This window comes from Kocuria cellulosilytica, from assembly GCF_040981245.1.
GTDB classification, from domain to species: Bacteria; Actinomycetota; Actinomycetes; order Actinomycetales; family Micrococcaceae; genus Kocuria; species Kocuria cellulosilytica.
In genome coordinates, this window is sequence record NZ_JAVFWZ010000013.1 from 57,570 (window position 1) to 74,323 (window position 16,754).

At 70.0% G+C, this 16,754-nt stretch carries 13 protein-coding genes and 1 tRNA gene; 5 read left to right on the forward strand and 9 right to left on the reverse strand.

The window, feature by feature from the left end:
- Positions 1 to 177 precede the first annotated feature (177 nt).
- Positions 178 to 1,449 carry an RNA-guided endonuclease InsQ/TnpB family protein gene (locus tag RCG67_RS15860; protein WP_368827652.1) on the forward strand — a complete coding sequence of 424 codons (1,272 nt, stop codon included), beginning with the start codon at positions 178 to 180 and terminating at the stop codon, positions 1,447 to 1,449.
- A gap of 192 nt (positions 1,450 to 1,641) precedes the next feature.
- Here the strand turns inward: RCG67_RS15860 and RCG67_RS15865 are convergent, their stop codons facing one another.
- The 3 genes from RCG67_RS15865 to RCG67_RS15875 form a co-directional block, all read right to left on the reverse strand.
- Positions 1,642 to 2,049, reverse strand: a complete 408-nt coding sequence (locus RCG67_RS15865; RefSeq protein ID WP_368827653.1) for a VOC family protein — start codon at positions 2,047 to 2,049, stop codon at positions 1,642 to 1,644.
- Positions 2,046 to 2,339 (reverse strand): ArsR/SmtB family transcription factor, encoded by a 294-nt coding sequence (locus tag RCG67_RS15870; protein ID WP_368827655.1) that lies wholly within the window; start codon positions 2,337 to 2,339, stop codon positions 2,046 to 2,048. Before RCG67_RS15870 ends, RCG67_RS15865 begins: the two co-directional genes overlap by 4 nt.
- Positions 2,340 to 2,414: 75 nt before the next feature.
- Complete coding sequence (locus tag RCG67_RS15875; protein ID WP_368827657.1) at positions 2,415 to 2,777, reverse strand: DUF4440 domain-containing protein; 363 nt, start codon at positions 2,775 to 2,777, stop codon at positions 2,415 to 2,417.
- 180 nt (positions 2,778 to 2,957) lie between these two features.
- On the opposite strand from RCG67_RS15875, the gene RCG67_RS15880 reads away from it, so the two are divergent.
- Entirely contained in the window at positions 2,958 to 5,360 is a 2,403-nt protein-coding gene (locus RCG67_RS15880; RefSeq protein WP_368827659.1) for an ATP-binding cassette domain-containing protein, read from the forward strand.
- A 51-nt stretch (positions 5,361 to 5,411) separates the two neighbouring features.
- Here RCG67_RS15880 and RCG67_RS15885 read toward each other — a convergent pair whose 3' ends face one another.
- Entirely contained in the window at positions 5,412 to 6,020 is a 609-nt protein-coding gene (locus RCG67_RS15885) for an arsenate reductase/protein-tyrosine-phosphatase family protein (protein ID WP_368827661.1), read from the reverse strand.
- 305 nt (positions 6,021 to 6,325) lie between these two features.
- On the opposite strand from RCG67_RS15885, the gene RCG67_RS15890 reads away from it, so the two are divergent.
- Together RCG67_RS15890 and RCG67_RS15895 are read left to right on the forward strand one after the other, a co-directional pair.
- The gene (locus RCG67_RS15890; protein ID WP_368827662.1) at positions 6,326 to 8,206 is read left to right on the forward strand and encodes a GH25 family lysozyme; all 1,881 of its coding nucleotides are present in this window, start codon (positions 6,326 to 6,328) and stop codon (positions 8,204 to 8,206) included.
- Positions 8,203 to 9,408: a CAP domain-containing protein gene (locus tag RCG67_RS15895; RefSeq protein ID WP_368827664.1), complete on the forward strand. Its 1,206-nt coding sequence runs from the start codon at positions 8,203 to 8,205 to the stop codon at positions 9,406 to 9,408. Before RCG67_RS15890 ends, RCG67_RS15895 begins: the two co-directional genes overlap by 4 nt.
- Positions 9,409 to 9,490: 82 nt before the next feature.
- Here RCG67_RS15895 and RCG67_RS15900 read toward each other — a convergent pair whose 3' ends face one another.
- The 5 genes from RCG67_RS15900 to RCG67_RS15920 form a co-directional block, all read right to left on the reverse strand.
- Positions 9,491 to 10,471: a ribose-phosphate diphosphokinase gene (locus RCG67_RS15900; RefSeq protein WP_058874441.1), complete on the reverse strand. Its 981-nt coding sequence runs from the start codon at positions 10,469 to 10,471 to the stop codon at positions 9,491 to 9,493.
- Positions 10,472 to 10,473: 2 nt separating this feature from the next.
- Positions 10,474 to 11,931 (reverse strand): bifunctional UDP-N-acetylglucosamine diphosphorylase/glucosamine-1-phosphate N-acetyltransferase GlmU, encoded by a 1,458-nt coding sequence (gene glmU / locus RCG67_RS15905; protein ID WP_497801008.1) that lies wholly within the window; start codon positions 11,929 to 11,931, stop codon positions 10,474 to 10,476.
- Between the two features lie 232 nt (positions 11,932 to 12,163).
- Positions 12,164 to 12,236 (reverse strand) — tRNA-Gln (locus tag RCG67_RS15910).
- A gap of 62 nt (positions 12,237 to 12,298) precedes the next feature.
- The gene (locus RCG67_RS15915; RefSeq protein WP_368827668.1) at positions 12,299 to 13,066 is read right to left on the reverse strand and encodes a hypothetical protein; all 768 of its coding nucleotides are present in this window, start codon (positions 13,064 to 13,066) and stop codon (positions 12,299 to 12,301) included.
- Between the two features lie 411 nt (positions 13,067 to 13,477).
- Positions 13,478 to 14,344, reverse strand: coding sequence for a calcium-binding protein (locus RCG67_RS15920; protein WP_368827670.1), 867 nt, complete (start codon positions 14,342 to 14,344; stop codon positions 13,478 to 13,480).
- A gap of 498 nt (positions 14,345 to 14,842) precedes the next feature.
- Here RCG67_RS15920 and RCG67_RS15925 point away from each other — a divergent pair, with 498 nt between their 5' ends.
- On the forward strand, positions 14,843 to 16,687 hold the full coding sequence (locus tag RCG67_RS15925; RefSeq protein ID WP_368827672.1) for an ABC-F family ATP-binding cassette domain-containing protein: 1,845 nt from the start codon (positions 14,843 to 14,845) through the stop codon (positions 16,685 to 16,687).
- The last annotated feature ends 67 nt before the right edge of the window (positions 16,688 to 16,754 follow it).

Here is a 16,754-nt window from a genome sequence, read left to right on the forward strand (position 1 = left end):
TTGGAGAAGGTGACGGCCCGTGTAGTCGAGTACCGCGCTGGTGCCCGGGCCCATCGCCGTCGGCTCTTGCGCAAAGCGCACGCCCACAGCGGTGAGACGACGGTTGGTCATCTGTAGGGCGCGCTCAGCCCGTCGGCAGCTTTGGGCGTCTTTCGTGCTACGGATACAGCACTAAAAATGTCTGAGGCCCTGCCTATGGTTTTGAGTGTGTTCAAGCGTTACAGATACCGCGCTTATCCCACTGGTTACCAGGCCAAACAGCTTTCCCGGCTGTTCGGTTGCACCCGGGTGGTCTACAACGACGTCATTGCGGCCCGTGAGACCGCCCGGCGCAACGGTGAGCCATTTCCCACGGCTGGAGAGCTTTCGAGACGGCTGCTTACGGAGGCGAAACGTACTCCGCAACGAGCGTGGCTGGCGGAGGTGTCCAGCGTTGCGCTTCAGCAGTCTCTCCGGGACGCGGACAGGGCCTACCGGAATTACTTCGCCGCACTCGCCAAGAAACAAAAGGGCAAGAAGATCGGGGCTCCGAAGTTCAAGTCAAGACGTGGCAAACAATCTGCACGGTTCACTGCAAGCGCTCACTTGAAAGTGAAGCAAACTACCGACGGGGTCGGTCACATCAACTTGCAGAAGGTAGGGCGCGTTCGGTTCGCTTCTTCTCGACCGTTGCCCTCGGTCCCGTCCTCAGTGACGGTCATCCTGGAGGCCGATGGCCGGTACTTCCTTTCATTCGTGGTACAAACGTCACTTCCCGAACCATTGACGCCAATCGAGAAAGTCGCAGGAGTCGACGTCGGACTCACTGACCTTGCCGCCATCGCTTGCTCGGACGGCTCGCGGGAGAAGGTCGGCAACCCGAAGTGGCTTCGGTCAGAGGAACGGCGACTTGCCCAAGCTCAACGCGCCCTATGCCGCAAACAGAAAGGTTCCCACAATCGAGAAAAAGCCCGCCACCGAGTCGCCGTGCTCCACCGGAAGGTACGCGAGACAAGACTTGATCACCACCACAAGCTCGCGCTCCGACTCGTCCGTGAGAACCAAACGGTCGCCCTGGAGACATTGAGCATCATCGCTCTGGTCCGGACACGGATGGGCAAGTCTATTCACGACGCTGGATGGGGCACGCTCCGGCGGCTTGTTGAAGAGAAAGCCATGGCGTACGGGCGCACCGTGGTACGGATTGACCGCTGGGAGCCCACCAGCCAGGTGTGTTCTGTGTGTGGAGTGAAGGACGGCGTCAAGCCTTTACACATTCGCATCTGGACTTGTGAAGCGTGCGGCGCGCGGCTGGACCGAGATTACAACGCTGCTGTGAACATTATGGTCGCCGCCGGGCTGGCGGAGACCCTAAACGCCTGTGGAGGGGATGTCAGACGTACGCTCGCGTGCGCGAACCCCAGCGAAGCAGGAACCCACCGAACGGATCGCACCCGAGCGGCCGCGTAGGAATCCGCACCCGCCAGGGTGGGGAGGAAGTCAATACGGTTATTACGGGAAAGCTGCTACTCGAATGCAGCCGAACCGCCAGTACCGACTTCAGGCGGGCAGCCAGCCGTCGCCACACTTCGCATTGCGCGCTGTGAAAGTCAGCAACCGAGGGCGACCCACTCCCCTTGCAATCACCTGCCGACGGCTTGCTCACTTCCCGGCGGCCTCCGGGTCGGTCATCTCCGCGATCATGATGAGGTTGCCGCACGTGTCGTCGAGGATCGCGGCGGTGACCGGGCCCATCGGCGTCGGCTCCTGCACGAAACGCACGCCCAGGCCGACGAGCCGTTCGTACTCGGCCTGCACGTCCGCCACGCCGAAGCTGTTGAACGGAATGCCGTCGGCCACCAGCGCTTCCTTGAACGGCCGGACGGCCGGGTGCTCGGAGGGCTCCAGCAGCAACTCCACTCCCTCCGGGGCCTGCGGCGAGACGACGGTCAGCCAGCGGTAGGCCCCGGCCGGCACGTCGGTCTTGAGCTGGAAGCCCAGCATGGAGGTGTAGAAGTCCAGGGCCTTCTGCTGGTCGTCCACGAAGATGCTGGCGGTGGTGATGATCATGGCGTGTCCTTCGGCGGGGGCGGCAGGGAGTCCATCCACTGCCGCGCGGCGGTGAGCGGGGAGGTGTCCAGGTGGTGCAGCGTGGTGCGCCCCTGGACGGTGGTGGTCACCAGGCCGGCCTGGCGCAGCACGGCCAGGTGCTTGGTCACGGCCTGCCGGGTCATGGCCAGGCCGTGGTCGTTGATGAGGCGCACGGTGAGCTCGAAGAGGCTCTGGTCGTTGCGCGCGGCGAGCTCCTCGAGCAGGATCCGCCGCGTGGGGTGGGCCAGGGCCTGGAACAGGATGTCCACACGACCAGGATAGGCAACCTTATGGTTGCTGGTCAAGGGTCACCGGCCCGCTTCGGCGGGGTGCCGGCGGCGGCCTCAGCAGGGGGTCTGCTGGTGCACGACCAGCTTCCAGCCCCGCTCCCGGCGGGCGTAGGTGCTGCTGACCAGCGCGTCATAGGGGGCGGACTCTCCCCGGCGGGCCAGCACGCGGTAGAGGACGACCGCGGTGTCGGAGGTCGGGTGCAGCACTCGGAGGTCGGACAGCTCGTGGGAGGACCACGGAATTCCGGCCATGGACGCCACGATCGCCGCACGGTCGTCCAGCAACAGACCGCCGGGCAGCAGCATCACCACCTCCTGGTCCAGGACGTCGTCGTAGAAGGCCGCGGCCTGCTCGCCGGTCGAGGACAGGGCCTGCCAGCCCTGCTGCTCCAGAGTGATCGGATCGGTGCTCGCCATGGGCCCATGATGGCACCGGCCGGCCGCGCCCGGCACGGATGACGACGACGCTTCGCCGCACCTCAGGACGTCCGCCTGCTCACGACGACGGGCCGGACGTATGCTCGGAACCGGTCGGATCGAACCGGGCGACGCCGCCGGAGGCTGTGGAGGCGGTGTCGCCCCAGGGATGGAGACACGATGAGCACGCCCCCGAGCCAGGACCCGCACTTCCCCGCACCGACTGCCGCGCCGCACGTGGCCGACAGCCACGGCCTGATCCGGGTCCAGGGCGCCCGGGAGAACAACCTCCGGGACATCAGCGTGGAGCTCCCCAAACGCCGGCTGACGGTCTTCACCGGCGTCTCCGGCTCCGGCAAGAGCTCGCTGGTCTTCGGCACGATCGCCGCGGAGTCCCAGCGGCTGATCAACGAGACCTACAGCACCTTCGTGCAGGGCTTCATGCCCGTGCAGACCCGGCCCGACGTCGACGTCCTCGACGGCCTCACCACCGCGATCGTCGTGGACCAGGAGCGGATGGGCGCCAACGCCCGCTCCACGGTCGGCACCGCCACCGACGCGGACGCGATGCTGCGGATCCTGTTCAGCCGGCTCGGGCAGCCGCACATCGGCACGGCCAAGGCGTTCTCCTTCAACGTCGCCTCGATCAGCGGCGCCGGCGCGGTGACCATGGAGCGCGGCGGCAAGACGGTGAAGGAGCGGCGCAGCTTCTCCATCACCGGCGGCATGTGCCCGCGCTGCGAGGGCATGGGCCGGGTCAACGACTTCGACCTCACCCAGCTCTACGACTCCGCGAAGTCCCTCAACGAGGGCGCGCTCACCGTCCCCGGCTACAGCACGGAGGGCTGGTACGGCCGGATCTTCAGCGGCTGCGGCTTCTTCGACCCGGACAAGCCGATCCGCGACTTCACCGAGGACGAGCTGCACGACCTGCTGCACAAGGAGCCGACCAAGATCAAGGTCGACGGCATCAACCTCACCTACGAGGGGCTGATCCCGAAGGTCCAGAAATCCTTCCTGGCCAAGGACGTGAGCGCGCTGCAGCCGCACATCCGGGCTTTCGTGGAGCGGGCGGTGACGTTCACCGCCTGCCCCGAGTGCGGCGGCACCCGGCTCAGCGAGGCCGCTCGATCCTCGACAATCCGCGGGATCAACATCGCCGAGGCCTGCGCGATGCAGATCAGCGACCTCGCCGCCTGGGTGCGGGAGCTGGACGAGCCCTCCGTGGCGCCGCTGCTCACCGCCCTGGGCGAGACCCTCGACTCCTTCGTGGAGATCGGGCTGGGCTACCTCTCGCTCAGCCGCTCCTCGGGCACGCTCTCCGGCGGGGAGGCCCAGCGGACCAAGATGATCCGCCACCTCGGCTCCTCGCTCACCGACGTCACCTACGTCTTCGACGAGCCGACCATCGGGCTGCACCCGCACGACATCGAGCGGATGAACAACCTCCTGCTGCTCCTGCGGGACAAGGGCAACACGGTGCTGGTCGTGGAGCACAAGCCGGAGACCATCGCGATCGCCGACCACGTGGTCGACCTCGGCCCCGGCGCCGGCACGGGCGGCGGCACGGTCTGCTACGAGGGCACCGTCGGCGGCCTGCGCACCGCCGGCACCCTCACCGGGCGGCACTTGGACGACCGCGCCGTCCTGAAGCCGTCGGTGCGCGAGCCCTCCGGGGTCCTGGAGGTGCGCGGCGCCGACACGAACAACCTGCAGTCGGTCGACGTCGACATCCCGCTCGGCGTGCTGACGGTGGTGACGGGTGTGGCCGGCTCGGGCAAGAGCTCGCTGATCGCCGGCTCGGTGCTCGGCCGGGAGGGCGTGGTGTCGATCGACCAGGCCGCCATCCGCGGCTCCCGGCGCAGCAACCCGGCGACGTACACGGGACTGCTGGACCCGATCCGCAAGGCCTTCGCCAAGGCCAACGGCGTGAAGCCGGCCTTGTTCAGCGCCAACTCCGAGGGCGCGTGCCCCGCCTGCAACGGCGCCGGCGTCATCTACACGGACCTGGCGATGATGGCCGGCGTGGCCACCACCTGCGAGGAGTGCGAGGGCCGCCGGTTCCAGGCCGCGGTGCTCGAGCACACCCTGGGCGGGCGCAACATCGCCGAGGTGCTCGCGATGCCGGTCGAGGAAGCCGAGGAGTTTTTCGGCGCCGGCGACGCGCGCAACCCTGCCGCCCACGCGATCCTGGACCGGCTCGCCGACGTGGGGCTGGGCTACCTCAGCCTCGGCCAGCCACTGACCACGCTCTCCGGCGGCGAGCGGCAGCGGCTCAAGCTGGCCACGCACCTGGGCAAGAAGGGCGGCGTCTACGTCCTCGACGAGCCGACCACCGGCCTGCACCTCGCCGACGTCCAGCAGCTGCTGGGCCTGCTCGACCGGCTGGTGGACTCCGGCAAGTCGGTCATCGTGATCGAGCACCACCAGGCGGTCATGGCCCACGCGGACCGGATCATCGACCTCGGCCCCGGCGCCGGCCACGACGGCGGCCGGATCGTCTTCGAGGGCACCCCCGCCGAAGTCGTCGCCGCCCGCTCGACCCTCACCGGCGAGCACCTCGCCGCCTACGTGGGCGCCTGAGCGCAACACCCGTTCTCGGCACCGCCCCGGAAGAGCCGGGTCGCAGCGAGATCAGCCCGCCGGCACCCGCTCCGCGTAGCGGCGCTCGAAGGCGAGGATGGCGTCCGTGGCCTCGAACAGCTCGTCCGCCATCTGCTGGAGCACCGCGTCCTCCTGGCGATAGGGGTCGATCACGTCGTTGCGCTCGGGGTGGCGCACCGGCACCCGCTGCCGCAGCCGCGGCGCCTGCTGGACCAGCCACGCCCAGCGCTCGGCGCGGTCCGCCGGCACGGCGCGGTCCAGCTCCGGGTCCGTGGAGAGGTACTGCAGGATCCGGGCGAACTCCCGCAGGGTGAAGACCTTCTTCAGCAGCCGCGGGGACTGCTGGAGCACCGGCTGGGTGTGCTCCCGGGCCATCACGAGCACCAGGTCCACGTCCCGCAGCACGTCCGGGGTGACCTGCCGGGCCCTGTGCGCTGCGGCGGCCTCCAGGCCGCGGTCCCGGGCCAGCTTGCCGACCCGCTCCTCGAAGCCCTCGTCCACCAGCGCGTGCATCCCGGCGCTCGTCACCTCGAAGCCGCCGGGCGAGATCTCGTTGAGGCCGTGGTCGAGCTCGACCGCCGCCATGGGCGAGCGGCACACGTTGCCCGTGCAGACCGTCAGGATGCGCGTGGGGGCCATGGTTCTCCTCTGGGGGGTCGAGTCCGGTTCATCGTATCCGGGGGACCGCCCTGAGCAGGGCGTTTCCCCGCTCACCGGCACCGCGCCGCGGGGGCAAGCTGGACGGCGGCGGGTCCGTCGTCGTCGTTCCGCGGTCCGGATGACTACGCGCAGAGGTGTACGGGTGCGTAACACGGCCCACCGTTATTGATTATTTATGCAAACGCGCCTTTATACTCGACCTGGCTCCAGAGGATCTTCCCCCCATCCCCATGGCCTTGCACGAGTCGTTCCCCCAACGATCCATGCGAGATAGGCGTTCCAGCGTGAAAGCACCCCCCCGACTGACGCTGCCCGCTGCCCTCACGGCGGCGGTGCTGGCCATCACCACACTCACCCCGGTCGCGGCCCTGGACGGGGCCGCCACCACCTCTTCGACCACCCTCTCCGAGGAGCGCCAGGGCAACCTGGTCTCCAAGGTCGTGGAGTCCGACGGCGAGGTCGTCTCCACCCTCGTGGACGGGACCACCGGCGAGGCCGTCCTTCCCGACCCGGAGCGCGCCGGCACGCAGCCGGCCCCCGGCGACCCCCACGGCGGTGCCGTGATGGGGCAGTGGGCCAAGTCCGATCAGCACTTCGAGCAGCTCGCCGCGAGCTCCGCCCGCACCGCGGAGGAGCTCTCCGGGGCCGCCGACGACGACTCCGATGCCGGTGCCGGTGCTGGCGACACCGCGGAGGAGGCGGGCGCGGGGGTCGCGTCCGCGTCCTCCCTCGGCGCCGCCGCCTCCTGGGCCCCCAGCGGCATCAAGGGCACGGACGTCTCCAACTGGCAGCCGTCCCTGAACTGGACGAGCCTGTGGAACCAGGGCTCGCGCTTCGCCTACGTGAAGTCCTCCGAGGGCGACAGCATCCGCAACAGCCTGTTCACCCAGCAGTACGCCGGGGCGGGGGCCGTGGGCATGTACCGCGGCGGCTACCACTTCGCGATTCCCACCCGGGACTCCTCCGGCGCCAAGCAGGCGGACTACTTCCTGGCCAACGGCGGCGGCTGGTCCGCGGACGGCCGGACCCTGCCCGGCCTGCTGGACATCGAGAACAACCCGTACCCCTCCCTGTACGGCAACGCCTGCTACGGCTTCTCCCCGTCCGAGATGGTCCGCTGGATCCGGGACTTCTCCGACCGGTACAAGTCCCGCACCGGGCGGCTGCCGGCCATCTACACGAACTACTACTGGTGGCGGGACTGCACGGGCAACTCCAGCGCGTTCAACGACCACCCCATGCACATCGCCGCCTACGAGACCGCGGCCCCCATCGTGCCCAGCGCGTGGTCCACCTACGACTTCTGGCAGTACACCGACGCCGGGTTCACCGAGCAGATCGACGCCAACGTCTACCGCGGCAGCTCCGCGCAGCTGCGGGACCTGGCGCGCAACGCCTACTACAAGCCGCTCGGCGGGCGGACCCCGTCCGGCGCCCCGGCCGCCCCCACCGAGGTGGCCCCCGCCGGCTACGTGGTCAAGGGCGCCATCGGCAACCAGTACCGGGCCCTCGGCGGCTCCTCCGTGTTCGGCACCCCCACCGGCAACGAGCGCGGCGGTCTCCTCCACGGGGGCGTGCTGCAGGGCTTCTCCAAGAAGCACACCTTCTACTGGACCCCCTCCACCGGGGCGTGGCCCGTGAACTTCAACGGGGCCATCGGCCGCAAGTTCGCCGCGACCCGCTGGGAGAACGGCTACGGCTACCCCACCACCCGCGAGGTCCGCGGGCTCGTCGACGGCGGCGCCTACCAGGTGTTCCGCAAGGGCAGCGCCGTGACCAAGGTGCTGTGGAGCCCGGCCACCGGCGCCGTGCCGGTCCGGGAGACCAGTGGGATCGGCGCCGCGTGGAAGCGCGGCGGCCACGAGCGCGGCTACGGCTACCCCGTCACCTCCGAGCGGAGCGGGCTCCTCTACGGCGGCGCCTACCAGGTGTTCCGCAACGGCAGCAAGGTCTACCGCATCGTCTGGAGCTCCGCCTCCGGCGCGCACGCGGTGCAGGAGAACGGCGCGATCGGCCGCGAGTGGATCGCCGCCGGCTCCGAGCGCGGCTACGGCTACCCCACGACCAACGAGTACCGGTACGGCTCCGAGATCCGCCAGCGGTTCTCCAAGAACTTCACCGTGCACTACTCGACCACCACGAAGAGGACCTGGGTGACCCGATGAGCCCCGCCAAGCACCGCGCCCCGGCGCGCACCCGCACCCCCGGCTCGCTGACGCTGACCGCCGCCGCGCTCGCCCTGGCGGTCCCCGCCACCGGGATGCTGACCGCGGCGCCCGCGGCCGCGGCGAGCTCGGACATCGTCACGGTCTCCTCGAGCACCCGCTCGGCCGACGCCCAGCAGCTGCTGGAGCTGATCAACGCCCACCGCAAGGCCAAGGGCCTCGCCCCGGTGAAGTACTCCGCGACGGTCTCGGGCATCGCCCAGGGCGAGTCCGACCGCCTGGTCCGCCAGGAGGTCATCAACCACACGACCACGTTCATGACGGACCCCCGGGCCGCGGGCTGGAACGCCGTGGGCGAGATCCACGCGGTCTCGTGGCAGGGCCGGGTGGCGGACCTGATGACCTGGTGGAAGAACTCGAAGGCGCACAACAAGGTGCTCACCGACCCGGATATGACCGTCATCGGGATCGGCCTGACCTACGCGGACGGCTCGCTGGCCGGGACCAAGCAGGGCTGGCGGCTGGTCGGCACGGTCACGTCCTACGGCTACCCGGACGGCAAGGGGCCCACGGACGTCCGCACCACGGTGGGCACGGCCCCGGCACCTGCGCCGGCACCGGCCCCTGCGCCTGCGCCCAAGCCCACTCCCCCGCCGGTCACCGCGCCGATCACCTCGGCCGGCTACGACGTGCGCGGCGGGATCGGCCGCCAGTACCACGCCCTGGGCGGGGCGCCCGTGTTCGGCGCCCCCACGGGCAACGAGCGCGGCGGGCTGCTCTACGGCGGCGTCCTGCAGGGCTTCGCCAACAAGCACACCTTCTACTGGAGCTCCGGGACCGGGGCGTGGCCCGTGAACTTCAACGGCGCCATCGGCCGCAAGTTCGCCGCCCACCGCTGGGAGAACGGCTTCGGCTACCCCACCACCCGCGAGATCACCGGGCTCACCGGCGGCGGGGCCTACCAGGTCTTCCGCAAGGGCAGCGCCGTGCACAAGGTGCTGTGGAGCCCCCGCACCGGGGCGAAGGTCGTGAAGGAGTCCGGCGCGATCGGCCAGCGGTGGAAGGCCGCCGGCGCCGAGCGCGGCTACGGCTACCCGGTCACCGACGAGTACCGGTACGGCTCGGAGGTCCGCCAGCGGTTCTCCAACGGCTACACCGTGCACTGGTCCTCGATCACCAAGCGGAACTGGGTCACCCGCTGACCCTTTCCCGCCCGGACAGCGACGCAGCCCCTCACCGCAAGGCGAGGGGCTGCGTCGTCGTCGGCCGTGGCCCGGGACCGGGTCAGGACCTGCCGTTGAAGAGGCTGGTCACGGAGCCGTCCTCGAAGACCTCCTGGATGGCCCGGGCGATGAGCGGGGCGATCGAGAGGACCGTGAGGTTCTCGAACTGGTGCTCCGGCGGCACGGGCAGGGTGTCCGTGACGACCACCTCGAGGGCGCCGCAGGTGGACAGCCGCTCCACGGCCGGATCCGAGAACACGGCGTGGGTCGCCGCGATGATGACGTCCTTGGCGCCCTTCTCGCGCAGCACCTGCACGGCGCCGGAGATGGTCCCGCCCGTGTCGATCATGTCGTCGATCAGCACGCAGGTGCGGCCCTCGATCTGGCCCACGACCTCCTTCGAGGTGGCCTGGTTGGGCCGGGTGATGTCCCGGGTCTTGTGCACGAACGCGAGCGGGCACCCGCCCAGCAGCTCGGTCCACTGCTCCGCCACGCGCACGCGCCCGGTGTCCGGGGAGACCACGGTGACGTTGTCGACGTCGACGACGGAGCGCACGTGGGCCGCCAGCAGCGGAATGGCCATGAGGTGGTCGACGGGACCGTCGAAGAAGCCCTGGATCTGCGCGGTATGCAGGTCCACGGACATCAGCCGGTCCGCGCCGGCCGTCTTGTAGAGGTCCGAGATGAGGCGGGCCGAGATCGGCTCGCGGCCGCGGTGCTTCTTGTCCTGCCGGGCGTAGGGGTAGAACGGGGACACCACGGTGATCGACTTCGCGGAGGCCCGCTTGAGGGAGTCGATCATGAGCAGCTGCTCCATGATCCACTGGTTGATCGGCGCCGGGTGGGACTGGATGAGGAAGGCATCCGTGCCGCGCACCGACTCCCCGAACCGCACGTAGGTCTCGCCGTTGGCGAAGTCGTAGGCGTCCGTGGGGATCAGCTCCGTGCCCAGCTCCGAGGCGATGCGCTCGGCGAGCTCCGGGTGGGCCCGCCCCGAGACCAGGACCAGCTGCTTGGCACCTGCGTTGGTGATTGCGGTCATTGTTACTCGCTTTCCTCGGTGGTGTCCGCGCCGGTTCCTGCGCTGGAGTGCTCGGGAGTCCCCGGTGCGGCCGTGGCCGCCCCGTTGCCCAGGGCCCGTTCGGCGGCCTCGGCCGCGGCGGTGCCGGCACGGTGCTCCAGGACCCAGTTCTCGACGACCCGCTGCGCGCCCTCGGTCAGGGCCAGGGCCCCGGGCGGCACGTCCTTGCGGATCGTGGTGCCGGCCCCGGAGTAGGCTCCGTCGCCGACGTGGACGGGCGCCACGTACATGTTGTCGGAGCCCATCCGGACGTGGTCGCCGATCACGGTGCGCTGCTTGCGCACGCCGTCGTAGTTGACGAAGACCGAGGCCGCCCCGATGTTGGAGTGCTCGCCGATCGTGGCGTCCCCCACGTAGGACAGGTGCGGGACCTTCGAACCGGTGCCGATCCTGGAGTTCTTGGTCTCCACGAACGTGCCGATCTTGCCCTGGTCCCCGAGCACCGTGCCCGGGCGCAGGTAGGCGAAGGGGCCCACGCTCGCGCGCGGCCCGATCACGGAGCCGGAGCCGTGCGTGCGCACCACGTGCGCGCCAGGGCCGACCTCCACGTCCGTGAGGGTGGTGTCCGGGCCGACGACGGCGTCCTCGCCCACCCGGGTGCCCCCGTGCAGCTGGGTGCCCGGCAGGATCGTGGCGTCCGCGGCGATGCGCACCTGCACGTCGATCCAGGTGCTGGCGGGGTCCACGACCGTCACGCCGTTGCGCATGTGCGCCTCGAGGACCCGGCGGTTCAGGTGGGCGCCGAGCTGGGCGAGCTGCACGCGGTCGTTGGCGCCCTCGACCTCCCAGCGGTCCTCGATCTTCAGCGCGTCCACCGCGTGGCCGGCCTCGCGGGCCAGCAGCGGGACGTCCGTCAGGTACATCTCGCCCTGGGCGTTGTCCGAGGTGACCTTCGCGAGGGAGTTCCGCAGGACGTCGGCGTCGAAGGCGAAGATGCCGGAGTTGATCTCGGCGACCGCGAGCTCGGCCTCGGTGGCGTCCTTGGCCTCCTTGATCTCCCGGAAGGAGCCGTCGGCGTCCCGCAGGATCCGGCCGTAGCCGCCGGGCTGCTCGTGGTCGGCGGTCAGCACGGTCACCGCGTTGGCCCGCTCCTCGTGGTGGGACACCAGCCTCCGCAGGACCTCCGGGGTCAGCAGCGGGACGTCGCCGTAGGTGACCACCACGGTGCCGGCCAGCCGCTCCTGGGCGTCGAGCGCCTCCACGGCCACCTGGACCGCGCGGCCCGTGCCGGGGACCTCGTCCTGGTCCACGATGAGCGCCTCGGGGTCCTGCTCGAGGACGTGCGGGGCCACCAGGTCCCGCTCGAAGCGCACCACGGCGGCCAGCCGCTGCGGGTGCAGGCTCCGCGCGGCCACCAGGCAGTGCCCGACCATGGAACGACCCCCGATCCGGTGCAGGATCTTGGGGGTCTTGGACTTCATGCGCGTGCCCTTGCCGGCGGCCAGGACGATGACGGCGGCGGGCCCGACGGCCGCCCCCGGACGATTCGCAGGGGTCTGGGGGGTGCTCACAGCGGGATGCAGCTCCTCGGTCGTCGATCGTAGAGAGGAGCCGGTGGGCTCACCGGCTCCGGCTCCGTTCCGTCTCACTAGCTGTTGCGCTCTTCGGCTCTGGCACTTCCGAGCTTCCGGGCTGTCTGGCGGGATGCGGACGTTCCGCCTCTAGGACTCGAACCTAGACTCCACGGCTCCAAAGGCCGGGGTGCTGCCGATTACACCAAGGCGGAGCACCGCCGTGGAACGGCAGTGGTGCACGCAGTGCACAGGCAGTCACCCTACCACTCGGGCATCAGGCCCCGGCCGCTCCCGGGCGTCCCAGGATCACGATGATCCGGGCCTGGGCGGCGGCCTCCCGCAGCTCCGGGACGGCGGCGAACAGGTCCTCGACCGTGTCCTCGTCCACCCCCGAGATGATCAGCGGGGCGAGGTCCAGCAGGGGCCGCATCCGCTCGAACGCGGCCGCCGGGCCCTCCCCCGCCTCCGAGGACGCGGCCACGTTCCAGGCCACGGACGCCAGGTAGTGCGGGTCCACGTCCAGGGTCCCCGCCGCGCGGGCCCGCTCCAGGAACTGGACCAGCTCCACCTCGTCCGCGGTGGCGCCCTCCGTCTCGAGCAGCAGGTGCACCTGGTGGGCCGAGGCGGCCTCCGCGAGCGCGGCGAGCATCGAGTAGATCCGGTCCTCGCTGCGGCCCCGCCCGCCGACGCCGGCCCGCGGCACCACGAGGTACTCGGCGCCCACGCCGGCGGCCAGCGAGAGGTGGTCGTCCAGGACCGCGATGACGCCCTCGTCCGGGATGTCCTGGTCGATCGAGATGTCCGCCCGGATCATCAGCGGATCGGCCCCCGCACCGCGCAGCGCCTCCCCCACCTGGCGCTGCGGCACCGAGCCGAGGTGGCGGCCGACCAGCTGGCCGGGCCCGGCCGGGATCTCCACCGGCCCGGGGTGCTCCGTGACGGCGCGGACGGCGGTCTCCAGGTCCGTGATGCCGTTCAGCCTGGTGCCCAGGGGTCGCGTGCTGGGGGTCGAGGAGGATCGCTCCGTCGGGTTCTGCTCCATGGCCCCATGCTCTCACCCGTGCGTGTGCCGCCGCTGAGAAATTTCTGTTCGCACACCCGCCGTCCCCGCCGCCGAGCCCCCACCTTTCGGCGCTCTCTCGCCGCCGAGTCCCCACTTCCCTGAGCCCCAACGCGCTGAGACCCCAAGTACTTTCTTCCCCACCGCCGAGCCCCCAATTCTCCGGGTGACTATGTGCCGAACCCCCAGCTCCCGGCGCTCCGATTCCGCCGAGTCCCCATCTCCCTGGACCCCAACGCGCCGAGCCCCCACTCCTGTCGCGTTTCCCCACGAATATCCCTGGGGATGCGCGACATGACTGGGGACTCGGCGGATGTGCTGGCGGTGGCGGCGGCGCCTCACCAGTGCGTGAGCACCACCGCCACCGTTTCCTTGCAACACTCATGCCGCTGATCAGAGAGCCTTCATTCTCCTGACCGACTCGCAGTTGAGCACGGTGTCACCGCCGTCGGCCTGGCACTTGTCCACGCCCTGCTCGCCGTTCAGGTAGTCGTTGAAGGCCACGACGTCCACACCGTCCAGGTAGTCGTTGCCGGTGCCGCCGTAGTGCTTGTCCTTCCCCTTCTCCCCGTGGAGCTTGTCCTTTCCGGCGTCGCCGTACAGGGTGTCGTCCCCGGTGCTGCCGTAGAGGGTGTCGTTGCCGTCCTGACCGCGCAGGGTGTCGTTGCCCTCCTGACCCGTGAGTCGGTCGTTGCCCAGACCACCCAACAGGTTGTCGTTGCCCGATCCGCCGGACAGGTAGTCGTCGCCGTCTTGACCCCACAGGGTGTCGTCCCCGCTACCACTCAGCAGGTAGTCGTTGTCCGATCCGCCGGACAGGTAGTCGTTGCCCGCCTGTCCGAACAGGTAGTCGTTGCCGCTCTGCCCGTAGACGATGTCCCTGGCGGTCCCGCCGTAGATCACGTCGTTGCCCGTCCCGGTATCGACGCGCGACGGCTTGGTCACGGACGTCAGGTTCACCCTGTCGTTGCCGCCTCCGGTGTCCACCCGGACGGACGAGACGCCCGCCGCGGCACACCGGATGGTGGTGGTGCTCAGCCTGACGCACTGGCTGCCGGCGACCACGGAGTCCCCGGTGTCCGTGACCCTGTAGTAGGCCTTGCCGCCCTTGACGTAGGGAGCCACGGTGACGTTGTTGTTTTTTCCCGGACTGGCCGCGATCTTCAGGACGCCGCCGTCCACCGCCACGCCGGTGCTCACGGCCTGGGCCGGTGTGAACCCCACGAAGAGCGTGGAGCCGGCCAGGACACCGGCGGCCACGACTCCGGCGAGCCGCTTGCGCGGTGAGGTTCGGCCTCCCTTGCCGTCGGGACAGGAACGAGATGCATCGGAACGCTGTGTTGTTGCCATGATGGTGCCTCCGCAATTGCTGGTCTTCCCCTGCGGCGCCTCGTGACGCCATCTACAGCATGCGGAGTCATGCATTCCCGAAGCGTCCACCCCCAGCATGAGGATTCGACTACACCCCGGGATGCATCGCCGGATAGTGACTCGCCTCGATGCCCCGGCCCGCCCCGCTCCGCCGAGCCCCCAAGCACGTCGCATTTCCCCACGATTCTTCCTGGGGAAATGCGACCGGACTGGGGGCTCGGCGCCAAGGGGCCCAGATTGGTGGGGACTCGGCACCAGGGGGCTCGAGATGCTGGGGAGTCGGCGCCAAGCGGCCCAGGAAGTTGGGGACTCGGCGCACCAGCGGGCAGAAGCTGGGGGCTCGGGGCAGCGGGTGAGGGCGGGCGGGCACGCGAGTACCCTTGACGGGTGGCACATCTACTCGGCGGCGAGAACCTGCACCTGGAATTCCCCACCAAGACGGTCTTCGACGCCGTCAGTCTCGGCATCGACGAGGGCGACCGGATCGGCATCGTGGGCCGCAACGGCGACGGCAAGTCCACGCTCATGAAGCTGCTCGCCGGGCGGCTGAAGCCGGACGGGGGCCGCGTGACCGTGCGCTCGGGCGTGCGCGTCGGCATGCTCGACCAGGCCGATGTCCTGGACCCGGAGCTGACCGTGGGGCACGCCGTCGTCGGCGACCGCGAGGAGCACGAGTGGGCCGGGGACGCGAAGGTGCGGGACGTGATCTCGGGGCTGGTCAAGGACCTCGACTGGGAGGCGAAGCTGGGCGAGCTCTCCGGCGGGCAGAAGCGCCGCGTGGCGCTCGCCGCCCTGCTGGCCGGGGACTGGGACGTCATCTTCCTGGACGAGCCCACCAACCACCTGGACGTGGACGGCATCACCTGGCTGGCCCACCACCTCGGCAACCGCTGGCCGAAGAACCAGGGCGGCCTGGCCGTGGTCACCCACGACCGCTGGTTCCTGGACGCCGTGTGCACCGACACCTGGGAGGTGCACGACCGGACGGTGGAGCCCTTCGAGGGCGGCTACGCGGCGTACGTCCTGCAGCGCGTGGAGCGGGACCGGCAGGCCGCCACCGTGGAGTCGAAGCGGCAGAACCTCATGAAGAAGGAGCTGGCGTGGCTGCGCCGCGGCGCGCCCGCCCGCACCGCCAAACCCAAGTTCCGCATCGAGGCCGCGAACCAGCTGATCAACGACGTCCCACCGCCGCGCGACACCGTGGCCCTGTCCCAGCTGGCGGTCTCCCGGCTGGGCAAGGACGTGGTGGACCTCGAGAAGGTCTCCGTCTCCTACCCCACCGAGGACAACGGACCCCGGGAGGTGCTCCGGGACGTCACGTGGCTGATCGCCCCCGGCGAGCGCACCGGCATCCTCGGCGTCAACGGCGCGGGCAAGTCCACGCTGCTGGGCCTGGTCACCGGCGAGGTGCAGCCCACGAGCGGGCGGGTCAAGCGCGGGAAGACCGTGAGGATCGCGACCCTGACCCAGCAGCTGTCCGAGCTGGAGGACGTGGCCGAGGACCGGGTCTCGGACGTGGTCGCCTCGAAGCGCTCCACCTACCTGGCGGACGGCAAGGAGATGACGCCGGGCCAGCTGCTCGAGCGGCTCGGTTTCACCAACGAGCAGCTCGCCACCCCGGTCAAGGACCTCTCCGGCGGGCAGAAGCGGCGCCTGCAGTTGCTGATGATCCTGCTCGACGAGCCGAACGTGCTGATCCTCGACGAGCCGTCCAACGACCTCGACACCGACATGCTCGCCGCCATGGAGGACCTGCTCGACACCTGGCCGGGCACCCTCCTGGTGGTCTCGCACGACCGCTATCTCCTGGAGCGGGTCACCGACCAGCAGTACGCCGTGATCGACGGCCGCTTCCGGCACCTGCCCCGCGGCGTGGAGCAGTACCTGGAGCTGGCCTCCCAGTCCCGCACCGGCACGGCCGCCGGCTCCGCGAGCGCCTCGAACCCGCTGGCGGCCACGGGGACGGCGTCCCCGAACGGGACGACGACGGCGGACGGCGCGCCCAAGCTCTCCGGCGCCCACGCCCGGGCCGCGCAGAAGGAGGTCGGCTCGATCGAGCGGAAGCTGGAGAAGCTCGCCGCCCAGGTCGACGCCCTGCACGCGGAGATGGCGGCGCACGACCAGTCCGACTACACCGGCCTGGGCAAGATCACCGCCCGGCTGAACGCGGTCCAGGACGAGATCGCGGAGCTCGAGCTGCGCTGGCTCGAGCTGTCCGAGAACCTGGTCTGACTGTGAGGATTCCTTTTGCAGCCCGATGGTGCTGGGCTGTGGGCAGGTGATCACGAGCGTGACCCTT